General features: G+C 69.7%; 23 protein-coding genes and 2 pseudogenes. 14 read left to right on the forward strand and 11 right to left on the reverse strand.

Translation table 11 applies throughout. From position 1 onward, the window contains the following. Positions 1–35 precede the first annotated feature (35 nt). Both SALMUC_RS03230 and hydA read left to right on the forward strand, forming a co-directional pair. Entirely contained in the window at positions 36–998 is a 963-nt protein-coding gene (locus tag SALMUC_RS03230; protein WP_020039590.1) for a TRAP transporter substrate-binding protein, read from the forward strand. A 74-nt stretch (positions 999–1,072) separates the two neighbouring features. Next, positions 1,073–2,479: a dihydropyrimidinase gene (hydA, locus tag SALMUC_RS03235; protein WP_020039591.1), complete on the forward strand. Its 1,407-nt coding sequence runs from the start codon at positions 1,073–1,075 to the stop codon at positions 2,477–2,479. Between the two features lie 24 nt (positions 2,480–2,503). Here the strand turns inward: hydA and SALMUC_RS03240 are convergent, their stop codons facing one another. The 4 genes from SALMUC_RS03240 to SALMUC_RS03255 form a co-directional block, all read right to left on the reverse strand. After that, entirely contained in the window at positions 2,504–3,166 is a 663-nt protein-coding gene (locus tag SALMUC_RS03240; RefSeq protein WP_198014473.1) for a GntR family transcriptional regulator, read from the reverse strand. A gap of 15 nt (positions 3,167–3,181) precedes the next feature. Further along, the gene (locus SALMUC_RS03245; RefSeq protein WP_020039593.1) at positions 3,182–3,625 is read right to left on the reverse strand and encodes a MaoC family dehydratase; all 444 of its coding nucleotides are present in this window, start codon (positions 3,623–3,625) and stop codon (positions 3,182–3,184) included. After that, complete coding sequence (locus SALMUC_RS03250) at positions 3,622–4,764, reverse strand: acyl-CoA dehydrogenase family protein (protein WP_020039594.1); 1,143 nt, start codon at positions 4,762–4,764, stop codon at positions 3,622–3,624. Before SALMUC_RS03250 ends, SALMUC_RS03245 begins: the two co-directional genes overlap by 4 nt. A 67-nt stretch (positions 4,765–4,831) precedes the next feature. Then, positions 4,832–5,197, reverse strand: a complete 366-nt coding sequence (locus tag SALMUC_RS03255; protein WP_020039595.1) for a tautomerase family protein — start codon at positions 5,195–5,197, stop codon at positions 4,832–4,834. A gap of 129 nt (positions 5,198–5,326) precedes the next feature. Here SALMUC_RS03255 and SALMUC_RS31455 point away from each other — a divergent pair. The 7 genes and pseudogenes from SALMUC_RS31455 to SALMUC_RS03285 all read left to right on the forward strand — a co-directional run. Further along, positions 5,327–5,671: pseudogene (locus SALMUC_RS31455) on the forward strand (dihydrodipicolinate synthase family protein); the annotation flags it as partial. A gap of 124 nt (positions 5,672–5,795) precedes the next feature. Then, positions 5,796–6,206, forward strand: a pseudogene (locus SALMUC_RS31460) (dihydrodipicolinate synthase family protein); the annotation flags it as partial. 60 nt (positions 6,207–6,266) lie between these two features. Beyond that, positions 6,267–7,244, forward strand: coding sequence for a TRAP transporter substrate-binding protein (locus tag SALMUC_RS03265; protein WP_020039597.1), 978 nt, complete (start codon positions 6,267–6,269; stop codon positions 7,242–7,244). 74 nt (positions 7,245–7,318) lie between these two features. Then, positions 7,319–7,834 (forward strand): TRAP transporter small permease, encoded by a 516-nt coding sequence (locus tag SALMUC_RS03270; protein ID WP_020039598.1) that lies wholly within the window; start codon positions 7,319–7,321, stop codon positions 7,832–7,834. Between the two features lies 1 nt (position 7,835). Then, positions 7,836–9,122, forward strand: coding sequence for a TRAP transporter large permease (locus SALMUC_RS03275; RefSeq protein WP_020039599.1), 1,287 nt, complete (start codon positions 7,836–7,838; stop codon positions 9,120–9,122). A gap of 29 nt (positions 9,123–9,151) precedes the next feature. After that, positions 9,152–9,565, forward strand: a complete 414-nt coding sequence (locus SALMUC_RS03280; RefSeq protein ID WP_020039600.1) for a DUF3830 family protein — start codon at positions 9,152–9,154, stop codon at positions 9,563–9,565. Between the two features lie 9 nt (positions 9,566–9,574). Beyond that, the gene (locus SALMUC_RS03285) at positions 9,575–11,056 is read left to right on the forward strand and encodes a class I adenylate-forming enzyme family protein (RefSeq protein ID WP_021119771.1); all 1,482 of its coding nucleotides are present in this window, start codon (positions 9,575–9,577) and stop codon (positions 11,054–11,056) included. 27 nt (positions 11,057–11,083) lie between these two features. On the opposite strand, the gene SALMUC_RS03290 is transcribed toward SALMUC_RS03285, so the two are convergent. After that, positions 11,084–11,803 (reverse strand): response regulator transcription factor, encoded by a 720-nt coding sequence (locus SALMUC_RS03290; protein ID WP_020039602.1) that lies wholly within the window; start codon positions 11,801–11,803, stop codon positions 11,084–11,086. Then, positions 11,800–12,978, reverse strand: coding sequence for a sensor histidine kinase (locus SALMUC_RS03295; RefSeq protein WP_020039603.1), 1,179 nt, complete (start codon positions 12,976–12,978; stop codon positions 11,800–11,802). Before SALMUC_RS03295 ends, SALMUC_RS03290 begins: the two co-directional genes overlap by 4 nt. A gap of 217 nt (positions 12,979–13,195) precedes the next feature. On the opposite strand from SALMUC_RS03295, the gene SALMUC_RS03300 reads away from it, so the two are divergent. The 5 genes from SALMUC_RS03300 to SALMUC_RS03320 all read left to right on the forward strand — a co-directional run bounded on the left by SALMUC_RS03300 (position 13,196) and on the right by SALMUC_RS03320 (position 18,494). Further along, complete coding sequence (locus SALMUC_RS03300) at positions 13,196–14,221, forward strand: ABC transporter substrate-binding protein (RefSeq protein ID WP_020039604.1); 1,026 nt, start codon at positions 13,196–13,198, stop codon at positions 14,219–14,221. 61 nt (positions 14,222–14,282) lie between these two features. After that, positions 14,283–15,707 (forward strand): sugar ABC transporter ATP-binding protein, encoded by a 1,425-nt coding sequence (locus tag SALMUC_RS03305; RefSeq protein ID WP_020039605.1) that lies wholly within the window; start codon positions 14,283–14,285, stop codon positions 15,705–15,707. After that, the gene (locus SALMUC_RS03310; protein ID WP_020039606.1) at positions 15,704–16,633 is read left to right on the forward strand and encodes an ABC transporter permease; all 930 of its coding nucleotides are present in this window, start codon (positions 15,704–15,706) and stop codon (positions 16,631–16,633) included. The genes SALMUC_RS03305 and SALMUC_RS03310 overlap by 4 nt, the downstream gene beginning before the upstream one ends. After that, entirely contained in the window at positions 16,630–17,571 is a 942-nt protein-coding gene (locus SALMUC_RS03315) for an ABC transporter permease (protein WP_020039607.1), read from the forward strand. The genes SALMUC_RS03310 and SALMUC_RS03315 overlap by 4 nt, the downstream gene beginning before the upstream one ends. After that, positions 17,568–18,494 (forward strand): SMP-30/gluconolactonase/LRE family protein, encoded by a 927-nt coding sequence (locus SALMUC_RS03320; protein ID WP_020039608.1) that lies wholly within the window; start codon positions 17,568–17,570, stop codon positions 18,492–18,494. Before SALMUC_RS03315 ends, SALMUC_RS03320 begins: the two co-directional genes overlap by 4 nt. Before the next feature lie 29 nt (positions 18,495–18,523). Here the strand turns inward: SALMUC_RS03320 and SALMUC_RS03325 are convergent, their stop codons facing one another. The 5 genes from SALMUC_RS03325 to SALMUC_RS03345 all read right to left on the reverse strand — a co-directional run bounded on the left by SALMUC_RS03325 (position 18,524) and on the right by SALMUC_RS03345 (position 23,662). Next, on the reverse strand, positions 18,524–19,861 hold the full coding sequence (locus tag SALMUC_RS03325) for an amidase (RefSeq protein ID WP_020039609.1): 1,338 nt from the start codon (positions 19,859–19,861) through the stop codon (positions 18,524–18,526). After that, the gene (locus tag SALMUC_RS03330; protein ID WP_021119772.1) at positions 19,858–21,159 is read right to left on the reverse strand and encodes a TRAP transporter large permease; all 1,302 of its coding nucleotides are present in this window, start codon (positions 21,157–21,159) and stop codon (positions 19,858–19,860) included. The genes SALMUC_RS03325 and SALMUC_RS03330 overlap by 4 nt, the downstream gene beginning before the upstream one ends. A 2-nt stretch (positions 21,160–21,161) precedes the next feature. Further along, positions 21,162–21,716, reverse strand: coding sequence for a TRAP transporter small permease subunit (locus SALMUC_RS03335; RefSeq protein ID WP_020039611.1), 555 nt, complete (start codon positions 21,714–21,716; stop codon positions 21,162–21,164). Between the two features lie 107 nt (positions 21,717–21,823). Continuing rightward, the gene (locus tag SALMUC_RS03340) at positions 21,824–22,855 is read right to left on the reverse strand and encodes a TRAP transporter substrate-binding protein (RefSeq protein WP_020039612.1); all 1,032 of its coding nucleotides are present in this window, start codon (positions 22,853–22,855) and stop codon (positions 21,824–21,826) included. Between the two features lie 39 nt (positions 22,856–22,894). Beyond that, positions 22,895–23,662, reverse strand: coding sequence for a maleate cis-trans isomerase family protein (locus SALMUC_RS03345; RefSeq protein WP_020039613.1), 768 nt, complete (start codon positions 23,660–23,662; stop codon positions 22,895–22,897). Positions 23,663–23,712 lie beyond the last annotated feature (50 nt).

The raw sequence follows: 23,712 nt of genomic DNA on the forward strand, positions 1-23,712 counted from the left end.
TCCTCCAACCAACCCCAACGAAAGAGAAAAAACTCATGTCCAACAGAACCCTCACCTCCATGGCCGTGGCCGCCGCGCTGGTCGCCGCCCCGGCCTTCGCCGCCGACTACACCTTCCAGGTCGCCCACACCAACGCCGCCGACGAAGTGCAGGACATGGGCCTTCAGAAGATGAAGACCCTGCTCGAGGAAAAGACCGACGGCGCCGCCACCATCGAGATCTTCCCCGGCGGCCAGCTGGGCGACGAGGCGCAGATCATCGAAAGCGTCATGCTGGGCTCGCTCGACGTTGCGATGACCTCCAACTCGATGCTGTCGAACTACGTCGAGGACTTCCTCGTCTTCGACATGCCCTTCCTCTTCCCCTCGATCCCCGCGCTGGGCGAAAAGGTCGACGCCAACTTCGACATGATGCAGGCATCGGCCAACGAGGCCGGCTTCGAGCTGCTGGGCGTCTTCTCCTCGGGCATCCGCCACATGATGACCTCGGAGCCGATCGAGAGCATCGAGGACCTCGAGGGCATGAAGATCCGCACCATGCAGAACCCGGTGCACGTCGAGGCCTTCCGCGCCTACGGCGCCAACCCGACGCCGATGTCCTACTCCGAGCTCTACGGCGCGCTGCAGTCCGGCGTCGTCGACGGGGCCGAGGGTGCCTCGACCGGCTATGACGGCATGAAGTTCTACGAGGTCGCGCCCTCCTTCGCGCTGGTCGGCTGGCTCAACATGACCGCGCCGGTCTCCATGCAGAAGGCCGCCTTCGACGCGCTCCCCGAAGAGATCCAGACCGCGCTGCTCGAGGCCGGGCAGGAAGCCGCGAGCTGGCAGCGCCAGTATGTCGTCGACCAGGAACAGCCGCTGCTCGACAGCTTCGAGGAAATGGGCGTCACCATCACCCGCCCGGACACCGAACCCTTCATCGAGGCCTCGCGGCCCCTTTACGAGACCCAGCTCACCACCGAAGGTCAAAAGGCCCTCTACGAGGCCCTGACCGAGTGAGCGACCGGCCCGCGGCGTTTCTGACCCTTGGCGCCGCGGGCCACCTGACGACCAGAATTTGAAAGACACCCCACATGCTCGACACCGCCATCCGCAACGCCGAGATCGTCACCGCCGCCGACCGCTACCGCGCGGACATCGGCATCCGTGACGGCCGCATCGTCTCCATCGCCGAGGACGTCGGTCCCGCCACGGAAGAGATCGACGCGGCGGGCCTGCTGGTGCTTCCGGGCGGCATCGACGCGCATGTGCACCTCGAGCAGCCGCAGGGCGGCGACGTGGTCATGGCGGACGGCTTCGAGAGCGGGACGCGCTCGGCGGCGGCGGGCGGCAACACCACGGTGCTGCCCTTCGCGCTGCAGAAGAAGGGCCAGTCGCTGCGCGATGCCGTGCAGGCCTACCACGCGGCGGCCGAGGGCAAGTGCTACACCGACACCTCGTTCCACATCATCATCACCGACCCCACGCCGCAGGTGCTGGGGCAGGAGCTGCCCGCGCTGGTGCGCGACGGCTACACCTCGTTCAAGGTCTTCATGACCTACGACGACATGGTCCTCAACGACGCCCAGCTGATCGACGTCTTCGACGTGGCGCGGCGGGAAAAGGCGATGGTCATGGTCCATGCCGAGGGCTACGACGCCATCCGCTACATGGCCCGCCGGCTGGAAGAGGCCGGCAAGACCGCGCCCTACTACCACGCCGAAAGCCGCCCCCAGAGCGTCGAGCGCGAGGCGACCCACCGCGCCATCAGCCATGCCGAGCTGACCGACGTGCCGATCTGCATCGTGCACGTCTCGGGCCGCGACCCGATGGAGCAGATCCAATGGGCCCGCCGGCGCGGCATGAACGTCTGGGCCGAGACCTGCCCGCAGTACATCGCGCTCACCGCCGATGACCTCAAGGGCCTGAACATGGACTTCGACGGGGCGAAATACGTCTGCTCGCCCCCGCCGCGCGATCTCGACAGCCAGGCGGCGATCTGGGAGGGGCTGCGCGACGGCACCTTCGACATCTTCTCGTCCGACCACTGTCCCTTCCGCTTCGAGGACAGCCACGGCAAGGACGTCGAGGGCGCCCGCACCTCCTTCCGCTGGGTGCCCAACGGCATTCCCGGCATCGAGGCGCGCATGCCGATCCTCTTCTCCGAGGGCGTCTCGAAGGGGCGCATCACCCTGGAACGCTTCGTGGAGCTGACCGCGACGAACCCGGCCAAGCTCTTCGGGATGTATCCGCGCAAGGGCACCATCGCCGTGGGCGCCGACGCCGACCTCACCGTCTGGGACGCGACGCGCGAGGTGACCATGTCGCAGGAGCTGCATCACCACGACTGCGACTACACCCCCTACGAGGGCATGGCGATCACCGGCTGGCCGGTGCGCACCATCCTGCGCGGCCGCACGATCTTTGCCGAGGGCGAGATCACCGGCGCGCCGGGGCAGGGGGTCTACCTCGAACGCGGCACCAGCCGCGCCTTCGGCTGAACCACGCGAACGGGCGCCGGGGGCTCAGCCCTCCGGCGCGATCCGCGACACGAGGTCTTCCATCATCGCGGCGTTCTGCATCCGCAGGATCGCCTCGGCGGCCGAGGCATCCTGCCGCCGCAGCGCGTCGACCAGAAGGGTCATCTCCTCGGCCATGACGCGCCGCCGCCCGGTGCCGTAGCCAAAGCCCCGCCGGAAGGCGAATATCGTGTCCCAGCCGCGCTGGAACAGGCGCAGCACCTCGCGGTTGCCACCGAACTCCACCAGCCGGGCGTTGAACTGCCGGTTGGTCTCGATGGCCTCGATATCCTCGCCCGCCTCGATGTGCCCGCGATACTCCGCCGCCAGCGCCTCGAGCTCGCGGATGCGCTCCAGCGTCAGCTTGGTCATCCCGCGCTTCACGGCAAAGATCCGCAGCTCGGTGTTCAGCTCGAAGAGGTCGGTGATGTAGGATCGGTCGAGCTGCCGCACCGTGGCGCCGCGGTTGGGCTCGATCTCGACCAGTCCCTCGCCCTCGAGCTTCCGCAGCGCCTCGCGCAGCGGCATGGTCGAGAAGCCCAGCCGCTTGGCCAGCTCCGCCGTCTTCAGCCGCGCGCCGGGCGCGATATGCCCGGCAAGGATGTCCTCGCGGATCAGGCGCGTGGCCTGGTCCACCGAGTTCTGCGCGGCATCCGGGTCGTCGGTCATGCGGCGCACCATCCGTCAGGGCGCCTTTCGGATCAAGGAGATATGCTCGGAGTCGATCAGCAGCGTGCCGGCCTCGTCCATGAGCCGCACCGCCTCGGTGATGATCCCCGCCGGCCGCGACAGCGACTCGCGTTTGGCGGTGAACTCCATCTCCACGTGCACCACGGCCCCCGCGACGATGGGTCCGACAAAGCGCACCTTGTCCCAGCCCAGCGAGGCGATCGAGGTCTCCTCGTAGAGCCGCAGCTCGGTCTTGAGCCCCTCCATCAGCGACAGCCCGAAGAGCCCGTGCGCGATGATGCCGGGAAAGCCCTGCGCCTTGGCGTAGTCCTCGTCGGTGTGCAGCGGGTGGAAATCGCGGGTCAGCTTGCAGAAGGCGGCGATGTCGGGCGCCGTGATCTCGTGCGTGGGCGTGGTGAAGCGGGCGCCGACGTCGACGTCTTCGTAATAGAGGTTCATGCGTGCAACTTCTGCATCTGGCGCGCGATGATCATGCGCTGGATCTGGTTGGTGCCCTCGTAGATCTGCGAGAGCCGGACGTCACGATACAGCCGCTCGACCCGATACTCGCGCGAGTAGCCGTTGCCGCCGTGGATCTGCAGCGCGTTCGAGATGTGCCCCTGCGCCATGTCGGTGGTGAAGAGCTTGGCCTGCGCCGCCTCCAGCGCGATGGGGTGCCCCGCGTCGTAGAGCTTCGCCGCGTGGTGGATCAGCAGCCGCGCGGCGGCGATGTCCTTGGCCATGTCGGCCACCATGAACTGGATCGCCTGGAAGTCGTAGATCGGCTTGCCGAACTGCTTGCGGTCATGGGCATAGGAGATGGCATCCTCCATCCCGGCCTGCGCCATGCCGAGCGCCATCGACGACATCATCAGGCGCGAGAAGTTGAAGTTCTCCATCGCCATGCGGAAGGCGCCGTTCTCGGGGCCGATCAGGTTGCCCACCGGCACGCGCACCTCGTCGAAGCTGATCATGCATTCGGCCAGCCCGTGCATGCCCAGCAGCTCCTCGGACTTGCCGCGGATCACGCCGGGGCGGTCGGTCTCGACCAGGATGCACGAGATGCCCTTGTGCCCGGCCTCGGGGTCGGTCTTGGCAAAGACCATGACGGCATCGGCGACCTGTCCGAAGGTGACCCAGGCCTTGGTGCCCTTGATCACGTAGTCGCCGCCGTCGCGTCGCGCGGTGGTCTTCATCGCCGCCACGTCCGACCCGCAGTCGGGCTCGGTCACCGCGGTCGCGGGAATCAGGCTGCCGTCCAGCACGCCGGGAATCAGCTTGTGGTGCTGTTCCGAGCCGTGGTGATGCAGGAAGAGCGCCGCCTCGACCGGGATGGCAAAGGCGTTGCCGACCGCGCCCGAGCCGCGCGCGATCTCTTCCATGACGATGCAGGCGGCCATGGCGTCAAGGCCCACGCCGCCCGCCTCTTCGGGCAGGGCGACGCCGAAAAGCCCTTGTTCGGCAAGGGCAAGGTAGATCTCGCGCGGGAAGGTGTCGTCGCGGTCGATGGCGGCGGCGGCGGGCGCCACCACGTCGTCGGAGAGACGGCGCGCCGTGTCGCGCACCATCTTCTGCTCGTCGGTGTAAAGCTGATCCAATGTGATCTCCATCAGGGGATATGAGATATTATCTGATCACACTGCTACGCCCGCGCGCACCGCCGCGTCAACCCGCGGCCTGCCCGGCATGGAAGGCGTCCGAGGGCAGGGTGTCGAAAAAATAGACGATGACGTCCTTGGGGGTGCTACCATAGGCCGAGCACACCGCATCGGTGATCGACCGGGCCGCCGCGGCCTTGGCCGCGCCGTCGCGCGGGAAGGCGTGGATTTTTATGAAAATGCGCAAGGTTTGGGCATTTTCGCCGTATTTTCCTGCATGTGCGTAGGAATAGTGACCCACTGAATTATAATAGACGGTGACGATTTCCGGCTTGATGTCGAAGGCCTGGCAGAGACCATCGGTCATGTCGCGGCTCGCAACCTCCCGTATTTGTTCGCTCGGACCGTGGTCGGTGACTTCGATGAAGGGCATGCGCGTGGTTCCTTTTGATCGGGGAGTGGAGGGGGCGGGCAGGGCGCCCGTGTTGACTCAGTATCTGATCACATAAAGGGTGTCTGCAAGAACTTTGGATCGGCGCACCGCCGAAAGGAAAGGAAGGCCATGACCTTCAGAGGCAGCTACACCGTCTGCGTGACGCCCTTCGACGCCGAGGGCCGCGTCGACCTCGGGACGCTCCGCTCCTACGTCGACTGGCAGATCGAGGAAGGCGTGCACGGGCTGGTCCCGCTGGGCTCGACCGGCGAGTTCCTGTCGCTGACCCGCGAGGAACGCGCCGCCGTCGCCGAGACCGTCATCGACCAGGCCGCCGGCCGCGTGCCGGTGGTGATCGGCACCGCCGCCGAGTGGACCGACGAGGCCGTCTCGCTCAGCCGCGAGGCCGAGTCGCTGGGCGCCGACGGCGTGATGCTGGTGCCGCCCTTCTACTCCTCGCCCACCGACGAGGAGCTGGTCGTCCACTTCACCCGCATCGCCGAGGCGCTGGGCATCCCGGTGATGCTCTACAACAAACCCCTTCACGGCCAACGTCGACCTCACCGCGCCGCTCGTCGCGCGGCTCTCCGAGGTCGACAACATTTCCTACATCAAGGACACGTCCAAGAACGTGCACCGCGTGACCGAACTGCTCGAGGCCTGCAACGGCCGGATGACGGTCTTCGCGGGCTACTACCCCTGGGAAAGCTACCTCGCCGGGGCCGAGGGCTACAGCTCGGTCATGGCCAACATCGCGCCGGCGCTCTCGGCGCGCTGCTTCGAGCGCACCGTCGCCGGCTCCCCCGAGGGCCGCGAGCTTTACGCCAGGAGCCTGCCGCTCATCAACGCGCTGGCCGGCGATCTCTACGTCTCGGCCACCAAGGCCGCGATGGCGATGGTCGGCCGCCCGGCGGGCGACCCGCGCCCGCCGCGGCTGCCCCTGCCGGACGACAAACGCGCCGGGATGCACCGCATCCTGGGCGATCTGGGGCTGCTGGCGGAGGCCTGAGCCCGGCCGCGCGCCGGGACGAACGATCCGCCCCAACAGAGAGAGAAAAGGATACCAACCATGAAACTCACGAACCTGGCCCTCTGCCTTGCCATGGGCGCCACCGCCGTGGCGGCCCCCGCCTTCGCGCAGGACATCACCCTCAAGGCCAGCCACAACGCCAACGCCGACGAGCCCTACGGCGTCGGCATGCGCAAGATGGCCGAGATCCTCGAGGAGAAGACCGACGGCGAAGCCACCATCGAGGTCTACGACAACGCCACCCTCGGCGACGAGATGGAGAGCATCCAGGGCACGCAGATCGGCACCGTCGACATCGCCGTGACCGCGAACTCGACGCTCTCGAACTTCGTGCCGGACCTGTCGGTCTTCTCGCTGCCCTTCCTCTTCGAGGACGCCGAGCAGATGGACCGCGCCCTCAGCGATCCCGAGGTGATCGATGCCATCCAGTCGGCGCTCGACGCGCAGGGCTTCCACCTGCTGTCGATCTTCTCGGCCGGCACCCGCCACATCATGACCAAGACCCCCATCGAGACGATGGAGGACATGGCGGGCCTCAAGATCCGCACCATGCAGAACCCGGCCCACGTCGACACCTTCGCCGCCTTCGGCGCGAACCCGACGCCGCTGGCCTACACCGAGCTCTACGGCGCGCTCGAGACCGGCGTGGTCGACGGCGCCGAGGCGGCCAACACCAACTTCTACTCGCAGAAGTTCTACGAGGTCGCGCCCGACTGGGCCGTGATCGGCTGGCTCGAGCTCGTGGCCCCCGTCATCATGGGCAAGGCCGCCTACGAGGCGCTCCCCGAGGACGTGCAGGCCGCCGTGGACGAGGCCGGCATGGAAGCGGGCAAGATCCAGCGCAAGGCCTACCTCGACAGCGACAACGCGCGCTTCGAGGACCTCGAGGAAGTGGGTGTCACGATGACCCGCCCCGACGATGCGCCCTTCCGCGAGGCGGCCGAGGCCGTCCAGCAGAAGTATCTCGAAACCGACGCCCAGAAGCAGATCTTCGAGCTTCTGAAATCCGTCGAGTGATCGGGCCGGCGGCCTGATCCCGCCCGGCCGCGCCCACCGCGGCCGGGCCCCCTGTTTCCCGAAGGAAAGCGCGCATGGCCCGTCTTCTCGAACGTCTCTGCCTTGCCCTGCGCCGCGTCGTCTCGGGCGTGGTGATCCTGCTCTTCTCGGTGATGATGATCGCCGTGCTGGTGCAGGTGGGCGGACGCTACGTCTTCAACTACTCCATCGCCCAGGCCGCCGAGATCGCGACCTTCTGCCAGGTCTGGCTGGTGCTGCTGGGCGCAGGCGTCGCCGTCGCGCGCGGCCAGCATGTCGCCATCGACATGGTGCCCGCCTCGCTGCCGCGCCCCGCCGCCCGCGTCGCGCTGGTGGCCATCGCGGCGGTCTGCATCGCCTTTCTCGGCGTGCTCGCCTGGGGCAGCCAGCCGCTGCTGCGCATGGGCGAATTCCAGACCTCGCCCGCGATGCGCGTGCCGATGAAATACATCTACCTCTGCCTGCCCGTGGGCGCCGGATACATGGTGCTCGAACTGCTCCTGTCGGTGCTCCAGCGCTGGGACGATCCCTTCCCGCCGCCGCAGGCCGAAGACACCGAAGAGGCCATCTGACATGCTCGTCATCGCATCCGCCTTCGTCCTCCTGCTGGTCCTCGGCGTGCCGGTGGTCTTCGTCCTCGGCGCCTCCGCGGTCATCGCGCTGGTGACCACGACCGACGTGCCGGTCGCCATCGTCAGCCAGAGGGTCTTCGCCGGGCTCAATTCCTTCACCCTCATGGCGATCCCCTTCTTCGTCTTCGCGGGCGTCGTCATGGACGCCGGCGGCATCTCGCGCCGGATCGTCGAGTTCGCCTCGGCGGTGATCGGCTGGATGGTCGGCAGCCTCTACCAGGTCTCCTGCGTGGCGGCCGCGGGCCTCGCCGCGATCTCGGGCTCGGGCTCGGCCGACACCGCCGCGATCTCGGCGATCATGCAGCCGCAGCTGCGCCGCCGGGGCTACGACGTGGACTTCGGCGCGGCGCTCATCGCCTGCGCGGGCTCCATCGCGCAGGTGATCCCGCCCAGCCTGACCATGGTGATCCTCGCCATCGTCTCGAACGTCTCGATCGGCGCGCTCTTCATCTCGGGGGTGCTGCCGGGCCTGATGTGCATCATGATGCTCATGGTCGTGGCCTACTTCCAGGCCCGCAAGGGCGGCGCCGTCTACCGCGAGACCGAGCCCTTCACCATGGCCCGCGTGGCCCGCACCGGCCGCGCCGCGCTGCCCGCCGCGGGCATGCCGGTGCTGATCCTCGGCGGCATCCTCGGCGGCGTCTTCACGCCCACCGAGGCGGCGGCGGTCTCGGGCTTCTACGGCCTGCTCGTGGGGCTCTTCGTCTACCGCGACCTCGACATCCGCCGGCTGCCCGACCTGATCCTGCGCACCGCCTCGCTCTCGGCGGCGGTCATGCTCATCATCGGCACCGCCAGCGTCTTCTCCTGGCTCATCGCCAACGCCAACGTGCCGCGGATCCTCGGCGAATGGATCACCAGCGTCTCCAGCTCGCAGGTCGTCTTCCTGCTGATCGCGAACCTGCTCTTCCTCTTCGTGGGCATGTTCCTCGAGACCATCGCGGCGATCCTCATCATCGTGCCCATGCTCGCGCCGATCGCGCTGCAGATGGGGGTGGAGCCGGTGCACTTCTCGCTGCTGGTGATCCTCAACTGCGCCATCGGCACCGTGACGCCGCCCTACGGCGTATCGCTCTTCGTGGCCTCCAGCGTCGCGGGCCGGCCGGTCATGTCGGTCGCGCGCCGGCTGATGCTGCCGCTTGCCGGGCTTTTCATCATGCTCGCGGCCGTGACCTTCATCCCCGACCTGTCGCTCTTCCTGCCGCGGCTGTTCGGACTTATCGACTGACCTCACCCAAGGATCCAAAGGAAAGACCCATGTCCAAGCTCAAGGTGACCATCGCCGGCATCGAATTCGACGCGAAGTTCGAAGAGGCCGACGCCCCCAAGACCGTCGCCGCCTTCCGCGCGCAGATGCCCTACAAGAGCCAGGTCGTCCACGTCCGCTGGAGCGGCGAGGGCGTCTGGATTCCCCTCGGCGACACCGAGTTCGGCGTCGACTACGAGAACCACACCAGCTACCCGGCGCCGGGCCAGATCATCCTCTACCCGGGCGGCATCTCGGAGACCGAGATCCTGCTCGCCTACGGCGGGGTTCACTTCGCCTCCAAGATGGGCCAGCTTGCCGGCAACCATTTCATCACCCTGACCTCGAACCTGGACAAGCTCTCCGAGATCGGCCCCAAGATCCTGTGGGACGGGGCGCAGGAGATCCTCTTCGAGGACGTCTGAGGACAGCCCATGCCCGACACGCCCGTCACCTTCGGCGCCCGCCTGCGCCAGCTTGCCGCCGAACGGGGCGGGCAGGAGGCCGTGCGCTTCCTCCCTGCGACGGGCGAGGCGGACTCGATCAGCTGGGCCGCGCTCGACGCGCAGGTCGACCGCTATGCGCGCGGCCTCGCGGCGCAGGGCGTGGGGCAGGGCGACGTTGTGGGCTTCGCGCTCGGCAACGTGCCGGCGCACCTCGCGCTGGCGCTCGCCGTCTGGCGGCTGGGCGCCACGACCCTCGTGCTCGACCCGGGCATCCGCCCGGAGACCGCCGAGGCGTTGAAGGAGCGCAGCGGCGCCCGGCTGGTGATCGGCCCGGCGCCGGGGCTCGGGGACATCGACATCGCCGCCTTCGAGGCGCAGGCCGCCACGCTGCCCGAGACCCCGGTGCCCGATGCCACGTCGCGCCCGGGCAAGATCGCGCTCTCGGGCGGCTCCACCGGCCTGCCCAAGATGATGGCCGACGATCTGCCCTACACCCGCGTTCCCGGCGCCAGCTGGGGCCGCGTGGCGCCGCGCCTCGGTTTCCGCTGCGACCAGACGCAGCTCGTCTGCGGGGCGATGTCGCACAACGCCCCCTTCACCTGGGCGCAGAACGGTCTCTTCGAGGGCAACCGCATCGTGCTCATGGAGCGCTTCGACGCCGCCCGCGCCCTGCGCGTGATCGACGACGAGGAGGTCGGCTTCGCCATGCTCGTGCCCACCATGATGGTGCGCATGCTCGATGTGCTGCCCGAAAGCGGCGCGCGCCTCGACAGCCTGCACGCGCTCTACCACACCGGCGCCCCCTGCGCGGCCTGGCTGAAACAGGCCTGGATCGAGGTGCTGGGCCCCGAGCGCGTCACCGAGATGTATGGCTCGGGCGAGAACACCGGCCAGACCACGATCACCGGGGCCGAGTGGCTGACCCACCGCGGCTCCGTCGGGCGCGGCTTCGAGACCGAGATCCGCATCTACGACCCCGAGGGCCGGCTGCTTCCGCCCGGCGAGGCGGGCGAGATCTACATGCGTCCCGCCGACACCAAGGCCCGCGCGCGTTACCTCGGCGCGGGGGCACCGCAGCCGCAACGCGACGCCGAGGGCTTCCAGAGCATCGGCGATGTCGGCTGGCTCGACGCCGAGGGTTACCTCTACCTCGGCGGGCGGCGCGACGACGTCATCAATACCGGCGGCGTGAAGCTGCACCCCGAGACGGTCGAGGCGGTGCTGCTGCGCCACCCCGCGGTTCAGGATGCCGTGGTGCTGGGCATCCCCGACCGCGACTGGGGCGAGACCGTGCTGGCCTGCGTCGTGCTGAATGGCGGGGCCAAGGCCACCCCCCAGACCCTGCGCGCCTTCTGCGCCGAGCACCTCGCCCCCGCCGAGGTCCCCAAGCGCATCGAGATCCGCGACAGCCTGCCGCGCGACGGCTTCGGCAAGATCCGCCGCAAGGCGCTCAAGGCCGAGTTCGCCTGAGCCCGATCGAGCGACAGGGCAGGGGCCTCAGCCCCGCCCGCCCAGCCAGGCGTCCAGGTCGCGCTGCGCCGCCTCCAGCGTCTCGACGTTGATCGTCCGCGTCACCAGCGCCCGGTTCAGCGCCCGCACCCGCTTGTTGAGGCTCACCGCCTCGTCCTCGGGGTCCACCGTCACGCCCAGCTTGTCGTAGAGCGACAGCAGCCGGTTCTGCACCGTGCGCAGCGACATGCCGCGCCGCTCGGCGATCAGCTTGTCCGGCAGCCCCAGCGCGAGATCCAGCAGCACGCCGAATTCGCTGTCGTCCAGCCGGTTGCGCGGCGCCGCGCCCTGCTTCTGCAGCCGGTGGATCTCGCGGTCGACCATGATCTGCCCCTCGACCAGCACCGCGCGCAGCGCCAGCCGCAACCGGTCCCGCGAGGCGGTCTTGAGCACGTAGCCATAGGCACTGTCCTCGGGCACGATCCGCGCGATCCCCCGCAGGTAGGCCTCGTCGGCGTAGTTCGACCAGAACAGGATCCGGCTCTGCGGCCGCTCGGCCCAGATCGTGCGCGCTGCCTCGATGCCGTTGCGGCGGTCCATCTGCAGGTCCATCACGACCGCCTCGATCCCGCCCTGCCGCGCCTCCTCCTCGCCCTCGGCACCGTCCGAGGCATGGAAGATCTCGGTCACCTCGGGCAGCGCCTCGGCCAGGGTGTCCTGCAGGTAGGAGGCGTGGAACTGGTCGTCCTCGACCACCAGCACCCTCATGGCCGTCCCTCCAGCGTGACCCGCAGCGCGCAGCCGTGGTCGCTCGAGATATCCAGCCCGGCCGAGATCAGCCGCGCCCGCGTGCGGATATGCGCAAGCCCCGACTGCCGGTGCAGCGCGGCGGGCAGCCCGTCGCCGTCGTCGCGCACCGTCATCGACAGCCCCGAGGGCGCCAGCGGTTCGATCCGCACCTCGATGCGCCGTGCGCCCGAGTGCCGCGCCGCGTTGTTGATCGCCTCCTGCGCAATGCGGAACAGCGCCGTGCGCTCGGTCGCCTCCAGCCGGTCGGGGGCGCCGTCGGTGGCGTCCGTCACCTCGACCTCGATCGGCTGCCCGCCCACCGCGCGCTCCAGGTGCACCCGCACCGCGTGGGCAAATCCGAAGAGCTCCAGCAGCGTCGGCACGGCGGTGTCGATGATCCGCCGCAGGTCGTCGATGCTCTGCGAGATGCGCCGCGACAGCTCCTCGCGCCCCGGCGGCGTCTCGCCCTCGACCTCGCGCAGCAGCCGCGTCAGGTCCGCGAGCGTCTGGTCGTGCAGGTCCATGCCGATGCGCTGGCGCTCCTGCTCCAGCGTCTGGGTCAGCTCCAGCGCCCCGCGCCGCAGCCCTTCCTCGCGCGCCTGCGCCTCCTCGCCCACCTGCGCCGCGCGCTGCGCCTGCTCGGCGGTGTGCAGCGCGTGGAAGTAGGGCGAGAGCACGTCGGCGATGTGCTGCGCCCGCGTGACCGTGTCCGCGTCGTAAAGCCCCGCCGTCGAATGCGAAATGTTGAGCGTGCCGATGGGCTGGCCCATGACCTTCATCAGCACGTGCACCCGCGAGCGCAGGCGGTGGTTGAAGATCGGCTCCGAGCAGGCGCCCTCGTAGGTCTGGCGCGGGTCCTGCATCGCGTCGTGGCACAGCATGTAATCGCATTTGCCGGTAATGAGGTCCCGGATCGGCGAGGCATCGACCCGCGTGCGCGCCCGCGACCAGCGCGTGCGGATGCCCACCTCGTAGCTCGCCAGCCACCCGGGCCGGTCGTTGAGGCACAGGTCCGCGTGGGTGAAGGGGATCACCTCGCCGATCTCGCCCGCCACGGCGGCCAGCGCCGAGGCGATGTCGGCGCGCTCCACCAGGTGCGCCGAGATGCGCAGGAAGACGTCCCCCTCGGCCTGGGCCGGCAGCGTCGTTGTCATGGTCTCCTCCCTCCGCGCGATGCGCGTTCCCGCAAGTCTCGCAAGCCTTGCGCCGAAAGGAAACCGCATCGCCCGCAAATTGCTTGCGGGAACCCGCAACATCTCTGCGGGATGCAGCCTTTACAGAACGCCGGTCCGGTCACATCATTTCCGCGTCGCGACCCGGCAAAGGGGGCGGCGGAGTGCGCATGGGAGATGCGCGATAGGGAGGAATACCATGACGATTTCCAAGTTGCTGCTGGGTGCGGCCAGCCTTGCCATGATCGCCGGAGCGGCCTCGGCCGAGTCCCACATGGCCGAGACCTCGGACAAGCGGATCGCGCTGTCCAACAACTACGCGGGCAATTCCTGGCGCCAGGCCATGCTGCAGACCTTCGAGGAGACCGCCGAGGAGGCCGTCGCCAACGGCGTCGTCGCCGCCGCCGACGCCTACACCACCTCCGAGAACCAGGCGACCGAGCAGGCCGCGCAGATCCAGAACATGATCCTGCAGGGCTACGACGCCATCGTGCTGAACGCCGCCTCGCCGACCGCGCTCAACGGCGCGGTGAAGGAGGCCTGCGACGCCGGCCTCACCGTGGTCAGCTTCGACGGCATCGTGACCGAACCCTGCGCCTGGCGCATCGCCGTCGACTTCGCCGCCATGGGCCGCGAAGAGGTCGACTACCTCGCCTCGCGCCTGCCCGAGGGCGGCAACCTGCTCGAGATCCGCGGCCTCGCCGGGGTCTTCGTCGACGACGAGATCTCCAAGGGCATCCACGCCGGCGTCGAAGAGCACGACCAGTTCGAGATCGTGGGCTCGGTCCACGGCGACTGGGCGCAGGACGTGGCGCAGAAGGCCGTCGCGGGCATCCTGCCCTCGCTCCCCGAGGTGGTGGGCGTCGTGACCCAGGGCGGCGACGGCTACGGCGCCGCGCAGGCCTTCGAGGCCGCGGGCCGCGACACGCCGCTGATCGTGCTCGGCAACCGCCAGGACGAGCTGCAGTGGTGGGCCGAGCAGCGCGACGAGAACGGCTACGAGACGCTGTCGCTCTCCATCGCGCCGGGCGTCGCCTCGCTGGCCTTCTGGGTCGCGCAGCAGGTGCTCGCGGGCGAGGACGTGCCCAAGGACCTGACCGTGCCCTTCCTCAAGATCACGCAGGACACCCTCGACGCGGCGCTGGAAAGCACCCCCGAGGGGTCGGTCGCGAACGTGGTCTACACGCTCGAGGACGCGCAGGAGGTCATCGCCGAGGCGAAGTGACCCCGAGGCGGGCCGCGCCCTCTCGCGCGGCCCGCGCCATTCTACCTGACATGGAGTGCTCATGACCGATCATGAGAGCGCCCCCATCGTGGCGCTGACCGAGGCTGCCAAGCATTTCGGCCCGGTCCGCGCGCTCGACGGGGTCAGCCTGTCCGTCGCGCCCGGCGACTGCATCGGGCTGGTGGGCCACAACGGCGCGGGCAAGTCCACGCTGGTCAACCTCGTGAACGGCGGGCTCGCGCCCAGCTCGGGCGAGATCCGCTTCGATACCGGCGGCACCGCGCTCGGGGCAGGCGTGCGCTCGGTCTTCCAGGAGCTCTCGCTCTGCCCCAACCTCACCGTGGCCGAGAACCTGCGCATCTCGCACAGCGCGCTCAAGGGCCCCGGCTGGCGCCGCCCCGCGCGCGCCGAGATCCGGCAGAGCCTCGACACCGTCTTTCCCGACCACGGCATCGACCCCGACGCCGAGGTCGACACGCTCTCGATCGCCGAACGGCAGATGGTCGAGATTGCCATCGGTTTCGCCCCGCGCGGGACCGAGGCGAGGCTGGTGATCCTCGACGAGCCCACCTCGTCGCTGGACGCCGGCATCGCCGAACAGCTGCTGGCCCACGTCCGGCGCTTCTGCGCGGGCGGCGGCGCGGTGATCTTCATCTCGCACATGCTGGGCGAGATCTTCGACGTCGCCACCCGCATCGTCGTGCTCAAGGACGGCAAGGTCGTGGCCGAGCGCCCCGCCGACGGCTTCACCCGGCAGGGGCTGGTCGATGCCATGGGCCATGTCACCGCCGAGGAGGGCGAGACCTCCGAGACCGCCCGCAGCTTCGGCGCCGAGATCGTCCGCTCGCCCGAGGGCCTCTCGGCCCGCGAGGGCGAGGTCGTGGGCCTCTCGGGGCTCGCCGGGCACGGGCAGGCGGCGGCGCTGGCGCGGCTCTACCTGTCGCGCACCTCCTCGTGGCATGCCCGCAAGGCGCCCGAGGTGGTCTTCGTCGCCGGCGACCGCACCCGCGACGGGATCCTCCCGCTCTGGTCGATCCTGCGCAACGTCTCGATCTCGATCCTGCAGCAGGGCGCCCGCTGGGGCCTCGTCGACCGCGCGGCCGAAGAGGCCACCGCCGCCGAATGGAAAAAGCGCATCGGCATCCGCACCGACGACGTGACCAACCCGATCCTCTCGCTCTCGGGCGGCAACCAGCAGAAGGTGCTCTTCGCCCGCGCGCTCGCCAGCTCCGCGCCGGTCATCATCATGGACGACCCCATGCGCGGCGTCGACGTCGGCACCAAGCAGGACGTCTACGCCATGATCCGCGCCGAGGCGGCACGCGGCCGCACCTTCCTGTGGTACTCGACCGAGACCGAAGAGGTCTGCCAGTGCGACCGCGTCTTCGTCTTCCGCAACCACGAGATCAGCGCCGAACTCACCGGCGCCGACATCACCGAGGAACGCATCCTCGAGGCATCCTTCGAAATGCAGGAGGCGTCATGAGCCTGCTCGCCCGCTACCGCATCATCCTGCCGGCGGTCTCGCTCGCCGTGCTGCTGGCCGCGACCTTCTGGATGCAGCCCCGCGCCATGAGCTATTTCGGCCTGAACCTGCTGTTCAACCTGGCCGTGCCCATCGCGCTGGCGACCATCGCGCAGATGATGATCATCATGGTCAACGACATCGACCTCTCGGTCGGCGCCTTCGTGAGCCTCGTCGCCTGCATCACCGCGACCTTCCTCAACGACGCGCCGGTGCTCGGGCTGGCCATGCTGCTGGCGCTGATCGTGACCTATGCCGTCATGGGGGCGGTGATCCACGCGCTCGACCTTCCGGCCATCGTCGTGACGCTGGGCATGTCCTTCGTCTGGGGCGGCATCGCGCTCTTCATCCTGCCCAGCCCCGGCGGCAGCAGCCCCGGCTGGCTGCGCACGCTGATGACGGTCAAGCCGCCGCTCGCGCCCATGGCCGTCGTCGCCTCGGTGGTGATCGCCGTGGTGACGCATTTCCTCGTCATCCGCTCGGGGCTCGGCACCGTGCTGCGCGGGGTGGGGGGCAACGCCCGCTCGGTCCAGCGCGCCGGCTGGCCGGTCATCCGGCTCAAGGCGCTGGCCTACGGGCTCGCCGGGCTCTTCGGCGTGCTGGCGGGCATGGCGCTCGTCGGGCTCACCACCTCGGCCGATGCCAACATCGCGCTGCGCTACACGCTGCTGTCCATCGCCGGGGTGATCCTCGGCGGGGGCGAGTTCACCGGGGGCAAGGTCAGCCCCACCGGCGCCGTCATCGGCGCACTGACGCTGACGCTGGCCTCCTCCTTCCTGAGTTTCCTGCGCCTGTCGCCGGACTGGCAGATCGGCGCCCAGGGCGCGATCCTGATCCTCGTGCTGACCGCGCGGCTGGTGTTCCGTCAAAAGAGGGCCGAGGCATGACCAACCCCTTCGCCAAACCCTGGATCTGGTCCTGGGTCGCCGCCGCGCTGGCCTTCGCGCTGACGCTGGGGCTGACCTCCGGCCGCGGCGCGGGCGAGCTGGCCTATGCCGCGCTCAGCTTCGGGGCCTTCGCCGCCATCGTCGGGCTGGGGCAGATGCTGGTCATCACGCTCGGCCCCGGCAACGTGGACCTGTCGATCCCCGCCACCATGACGCTCTCGGCCACGCTCGCGCTCAAGGCCATGGGCTCGGACGAGGGCACGGCGCTGCTGGGCCTCGTCGTGGCGCTGGGCGCGGGCCTTGGCGCGGGCCTCGCCAACTACGCGCTCATCTTCCTGCTGCGCCTGCCGCCCATCATCGCCACGCTCGCCGCCTCGCTGGTCTACCAGTCGTTCGCGATCTGGTCGAACCGGGGCCTGCGCATCAAGCCGCCCGAGGGGCTGGCCGATTTCGCCACCGGCCGCTTCCTCGGCCTGCCCAACGTCGCATGGGTCGGCCTCGCGCTCGCCATCGTGGTCTGGGTCGTGCTCGAACGCTCGGTCTGGGGCCGCTGGCTGCTGGCCACGGGGCAGCAGATGCGCGTCGCCCGCCTCGCCGGTGTCCCGGTCGAGCTGGTGCGCGCCAGCACCTACGTCACCGTCGCCGTCTTCGCCGCGCTCTCGGGCTACCTGCTCGCCAGCTTCTCCGGCGGCGCCGCGCTCAACATGGGCACCGAGTACCTGCTCATGTCCATCGCCGTGGTCGTCATCGGCGGCACCTCCATCGCGGGGGGCTACTCCAACGTGCCCGGCGTCTGGGGCGCGGCGCTCTTCATGTTCCTCGTGGTCTCGATGCTCAACAGCTACGGGGCGGGCGCGGGCGTGCGCAACGTGCTCACCGGGGCCATCATCATCGCCATCGTCATCGCCGCCAGCACGAAGAAAAGGGGTCGCGCATGATCACCCTGCCGCCGCATCTCGACATCCACGACGACCGCTTCTCGGCGCTGGTCCACCCCATGTCGACCCTCGACATGATCGCCGAGGGCTTCACCTGGACCGAGGGGCCGGTCTGGTTCGGCGACCGCGACTGCCTGCTCTTCTCCGACATCCCCAGCCAGCGCATCCTGCGCTGGTCCGAGACCGAGGGCCTCTCGACCTACCGCGCGGGCAGCGAATTCAACAACGGCAACACCCGCGACCGCGAGGGGCGACTCGTCGGCTGCCGCCACGGCATGCGCGACGTGGTCCGCACCGAGCATGACGGCTCGCTCACCGTGCTGGCGGACAGCCACGAGGGCAGGCGCCTCAACTCGCCCAACGACGTGGTGGTCAGCTCGGACGGCGCGGTCTGGTTCACCGACCCGACCTACGGCATCATCTCGAACTTCGAGGGTTACCGCAGCACGCCCGAGCAATCGGCGCACCACGTCTTCCGCCTCTCCCCCGAGGGCGAGCTGCGCGCCGTGGTCTCGGACTTCACCCAGCCCAACGGCCTGTGCTTCTCGCCCGACGAGCGGCGGCTCTACATCGCCGAAAGCGGGTCGAGCCACGACGACAGCGTGCCCTCGGTCATCCGGCAGTTCGACGTCGAGGGCGGCCGCCTCACCGACGCCGGCGTCTTCGCCACGATCGACCGCGGGTTGCCCGACGGGATGCGCTGCGACGTGATGGGCAACCTCTGGTCCTCGGCCGCCGACGGGGTGCACTGCTTTGCCCCCGACGGCACGCTGCTGGGCAAGATCCTCGTGCCGCAGGTGGTCTCGAACCTCTGCTTCGGCGGCCCCGACGGGCAGCGCATGTTCATCACCGCCACCCGCGCGGTCTACCGCGTCTTCGTCGACGTGAAGGGCGCCGAACCCTGGACGCGCGGCCGGGGCTAGGGCCCCGCCGCCGCCCGCGCCCCGGGGGCTCAGGCCCCCGGCGCCGCGTCGAGCGCCTCCGCCACCGACAGCAGCATCTCCTCGCCGCCGGCATCGCCCACCAGCTGCATGCCCACCGGCAGGCCCCCGTCCGGCCCGGCCGGAAAGGCCAGCCCCGGCAGACCCGCCGCGTTGACCCAGCCGGTATAGACCGCGTGCCCGCGCGGGCCGACCTCGGCCCCGTCGATGCGCGCCGGAAAGACCTCGGCCGCGGGCCAGGGCGGGGCGGCCGCCGTGGGCATCAGCACCGCGTCGACCCCCCAGAGCCCGCGCACCGCCTCGCGCAGCGCGAAGACCCGCGTCAGCGCCTCGTAGAGCGTCACCGCGCTCACCTCCGCGCCGCGCTTCGCCATGTCGCGGTATTTCTCCGCCGCCGCCTCCAGCACCGGCGGATCGCGCCAGGCAAGGTGCGCCAGCCCGATCTCGGCCATCTGGCTCCAGACCTCGTTCAGCGGCCCGAGGTCCAGCGGCAGCGCGCCCTCCTGCACCGCGTGCCCGAGGCCCCGCAGCCGTTCCACCGTCGCGGCAAAGGCCGCGCGGATGCCCGCGTCGCAGGGCGCGTCGCCGATCACCGGCACCGCGAGGATGCGCAGCGGCCCCCCGGGCGCCCGCCGGGTCCGGCCCGACAGCACCGCGTGGAACAGCGACAGGTCCCGCGCCGAGCGCGTGATCGGCCCCACCGTCTCGAAATCCAGCAGCACCTGCGGCAGCCCGCCGCCGCGCCGCACCGTGCCGATGCCGGGCTTCAGCCCCCAGAGGCCGGTATAGCCCGCCGGCCGCCGGATCGAGCCGCCGCCGTCGGTCCCCAGCCCCGCCACCGCCATGCCGGCGGCCACCGCGGCCACGACGCCGCCCGAGGAGCCGCCCGGCGTCAGCGCCGGGTCGACCGGGTTGCGCGTCACGCCATAGGTCATGTTCGCGGTATAGCCCTCGACCGCGAACTCCGGCGTGTTGCCCTTGCCCAGCACGATGGCCCCCGCCGCGCGCAGTGCCGCCACCGGCAGCTCGTCGTGCTCCGGCACCCGCCGGCCCAGCTCGGCATTGCCCCAGGCGGCGGGCAGCCCCGCCGAGACCAGGTTGTCCTTCACGATCACCGGAACCCCGTCCAGCGGCCCGGCGGGCGCGCCCCCGGCCCAGCGGTCCCGCGCGGCCCGCGCCTGCTCCAGCGCGTCCTCCGCACGGGCGGAAAAGGCGTTCAACTCGGGCTCCAGCCGCTCGATCCGCGCCAGGTGCGCCTCCACCGCCGCCACCGGGTCGCTCCGCCCGGCGCGGTAGTCCGCCAGCAGCGCGGTGGCGTCGGGGCTCTCTGCCAGGTCGCGCGGGCTCATCGTCCGATCGCTCCGGGCAGCCATGTCGCCAGCGCGGGCCACAGGATCAGCGCCGAGGTGAAGAGCAGCATCAGCACCGCGTAGGGCACCGCGCCCGCGATCACATCGGTAAAGGGCCCCCGGTCGCTGCGCACCCCGTGCACCACGTAGAGGTTCATCCCCACCGGCGGCGTGATCATCCCCAGCTCGCACATGAGCACCACGAAGATGCCGAACCAGACCGGGTCGATCCCCGCGCTCACCACGATGGGCACCACGATCGGGATCGTCAGCACCTGCATCGAGAGCACGTCCATGAACATCCCCAGCACGAGGTAGAAGACCATCAGCGCGAACAGAAGCTCCACCGGCGTCAGCCCCAGCCCGTCGACCCAGGCCGACATCACCCCGGTGATCCCGCCAAGCGCCAGCGTCACGTTCAGCGTGAAGGCCGCCACGATGATGAGCAGGATCATCCCCGTGGTCTTGGCGGTCTTGCGGAAGCACAGGTCGAGAAAGGCCATGTTCAGCCGGCCCTCGTACCAGACGAACCCCAGCGCCACCATCACGGCCAGCGCCGCGCTCTCGGTCGGCGTCGCGATCCCGAGGTAGATCGACCCCATCACGATCAGGAAGACCGTCGCGGCGGGCACGAGGTGCTTCAGCGCGCGCAGCTTCACGTCCATCGGCACATGCGCGTCCTCGAAGGCCCCGCCCGGCGCCAGGATGTCCTGCGCGGCGATGAAGACCATGAAAGGCAGCGTCAGCAGGAGGCCGGGCACGATCCCCGCGATGAAGAGCTGCCCCACCGAGACGCTCGCCAGCGAGCCGTAGACCAGCAGGTTCACCGACGGCGGGATCAGGATCCCCAGCGTGCCGCCGGCGGCCAGCGAGCCGAGCGAGCGGGCTGGCCGGTAGCGGCGTTCGGTCAGCGCGGGCAGGGCGACCGTGCCCACCGTGGCGGCCGTCGCCACCGACGAGCCCGAGGTCGCCGCGAAGAGCGAACAGCAGCCGATGTTGGTGTGCAGCAGCCCGCCGGGCAGCCGCCCCAGCCACAGCGCCAGCGCGCCGTACATCCGGTCCGCCAGCCCCGAGCGCAGCAGCAGCTCGCCCAGCAGGATGAAGAGCGGGATGGCCGTCAGCACCGGCTCGTTCGAGGTGCCCCAGAGCACCGGCCCCATGCTCTTCAGCAGCACCGGCCCGTAGAGGATCATGCCCCCCGCGACGCCCATGGCGACCATCACGGTGGCGACCGGCAGCCCGGCCAGCAGAAGCCCCATCATCACGATGAAGCCGACGAAGACGTCGATGATACCCATGTTCAGCGTTCCTTCAGCTGGTCGAGCTCTTCCGAGAGCTCGTCCTCGGCGGACTTGGGATTGAATTCCTCGGCCAGCCGCCGGTGCCGTCCGGTCACGAACAGCCGCGTCGCGCGGCCCGCCATGACGAAGGAGCACAGCGCGAAGACCGCCAGCCCCGCGTACCAGGCCGACTGCGGCCAGATCAGCGGCGTGCGCCAGGGCGTCGCGGCGGTCGAGCCATAGGCCAGCGTGTCCGAGATCACGAACCAGCCCACGTAGAGGAAGAAGAGCCCCAGCACCCCCAGCGAGATCACCGAGAGCCAGTCGACCAGCGCCTGCAGCTTCACCGGGAAGCGCGCGTGCAGCACGTCGATGCGGATATGCGCGCGGTCGATCATCGCGACGATGAAGGCCAGCGAGGCCCCCAGCGCCAGCACGTAGCCCCCGAGCTCGTCGGCGCCCTGCAGCGAGGTGTTGAAAAGCTTCCGAAGCGCCGTCTCCAGCGCGACGAAAGCGGAAAGGAACAGCATCGCCCATCCGAAGAGGCGGCTGATCCAGGTGGCGAGGCGGTCCATGTCCCGTTCCTTCTTCTGGCTGGAAATATCCCGGGGTGCGGGGCAGCGCCCCGCCGGCCCGAAGGGCCGTCCGCGCGCGCCGCCAAGGGCGCGCGCGGACCGTCAGGTCACATGTTCATGTCGCTGCCGACGGTCTCGAGCCAGGCCTCCGAGCAGCCCGGGTTGACCGCGTCGCAGACCTCCTTCCACGCCGGGAACGAGACGTTGGGCACGGCGGTGCCGACCAGCTCCTTGTCCTCGGCGGTGGGCTCGACCAGCGTCAGGTCGTACATCGTGCCGGTCTCGCAGGGCTCGGTGCCGGTGTTGCAGTTCACTGCGTCCACGAAGAGCTCTTCCGAGTAGTCCCAGATCCGCCCCACGAGGCTGTCGAAGGCGCCCTGCAGCTTCTCCTGCTCCTCGGGCGACATGGCGTTCCAGGTGTCGAGGTTGATGCCGTAGCCGTTCATCGCCAGCTGGAAGGCGATCGGCAGGGTGAAGCTGCTGACCTCGGGCCAGCCGGCCGAGTTGGCCGAGGAGGGGCCGGTGATCGCGCAGTCCACCACGCCGCGCGCCAGCGACTGCTGCACCTCCGGGAAGCCGATCGGCACCGGCGTGCCGCCGACGAGGCTCACGAACTCGGCGAGGTTCTGGTCGTAGACCCGCACCTTCAGCCCCTCGAGGTCCGCCAGCGAGCCGATCTCGGGCTCGCAGAACAGCACCTGCGGGCCGAAGGGCCAGACGCCCAGCAGCTTGGTATTGAACTTCGCCTGCAGCTGCTCGTCGACCACGGGCGCAAAGGCCTCGACGGTCTCGCGGCCGGTCTCGTAGTCGGGGTTCAGCCCCACGAGGTCGAGGCCCAGGATCGTCGGCTCGTCGCGCGACACCTGGCTCAGGCGCAGCGAGACGATGTCGAAGAGTCCGTCCTTGAGGATGCGCAGCTGCTCGGTGTCCTTGATGCCGGTCACGTCGACGGGCTGGTAGTCGGCCGTGTAGCCCTCGAGGCCGGTTTCCTCGGCGAAGTTCTCGAAGAAGGGCTGCTCCACGTTCTCCTGGATGAGGCCGGTGGCGACGGGCTGGCCCATCACGCGCAGGCTTTCGGCGCCGGCAGGCACGGCGAGGACGGCCAGCGCCGCGGCGCCGGTTGCGATCTTGTGGATCATGTCTTGGTCTCCTTGGGTCGGTGTCTGTCGTTACTGTGGTCAGGTCGGACTTGTTACGGCCGGAACCGCGAGGCGCCCGAAGACGCTCCCCCAGCCGGTCACGCGGGCGGGGTCGAGCCCCGTTTCCCGCAGGCAATGCGCCGCCGTGACGGCGACGGAATCGAGCACCGGGATCCCGGTCTCGGTCTCGATGCGTTCCGCGACGGGGGCGCCGCGGAAATTCGTGCAGACGACGGCGATGGCGTCGGGCTTCGCCTCGGCCACCTGCTCGATCATCGCGCCCACCTGCGCGGGCGGGTAGGTGGCGAAGCTGTAGTTGCCCTTGTCGTCCAGCCGCGCGCTCGCGGTGACCTCGATGCCCTGCGCGGCGTAGGTCTCGATCATCCGCCGCTCGATGTCGGCGATGTAGGGCGTTACCAGCCCCAGCCGCCGCACCTGCATCGCCCGGAAGAGCGCGTCGTAGGCCAGCACGGTCGAGGTCGCGGGCACGCCCGTCCGCTCGGTGATCGCGGCGCAGAGCGCGCGGTCCTTCTCCAGCCCCAGCCAGCTCGCCGAGGTGCCGTTCCAGCAGATCAGCGCGGGCTCGGCCTCGGCCAGACGCTCGGCGGCCTCCAGGATCGGCTCCGGCGTGAACTGCGATTGCGAGGCCTCCGACATCGAGATCTCGACCACCCGGAAGCGCCCGAAATGCGCGCTCGCCGCCTCGCCGAAGGGCGCCAGCATGGCCGAGGTGTAAGGCTCGAGCACGGTGTTGGACGAGGGCGTCAGCATGCCGATGCGGCGGCCGTCGACGGGGGCGTAGGTCATGGTCTCGGTCGGTCCCTCTGCTTGGGTTTCACAAACCCTAGCGAGGCGTT

Source organism: Salipiger mucosus DSM 16094 (assembly GCF_000442255.1).
GTDB lineage: Bacteria > Pseudomonadota > Alphaproteobacteria > Rhodobacterales > Rhodobacteraceae > Salipiger > Salipiger mucosus.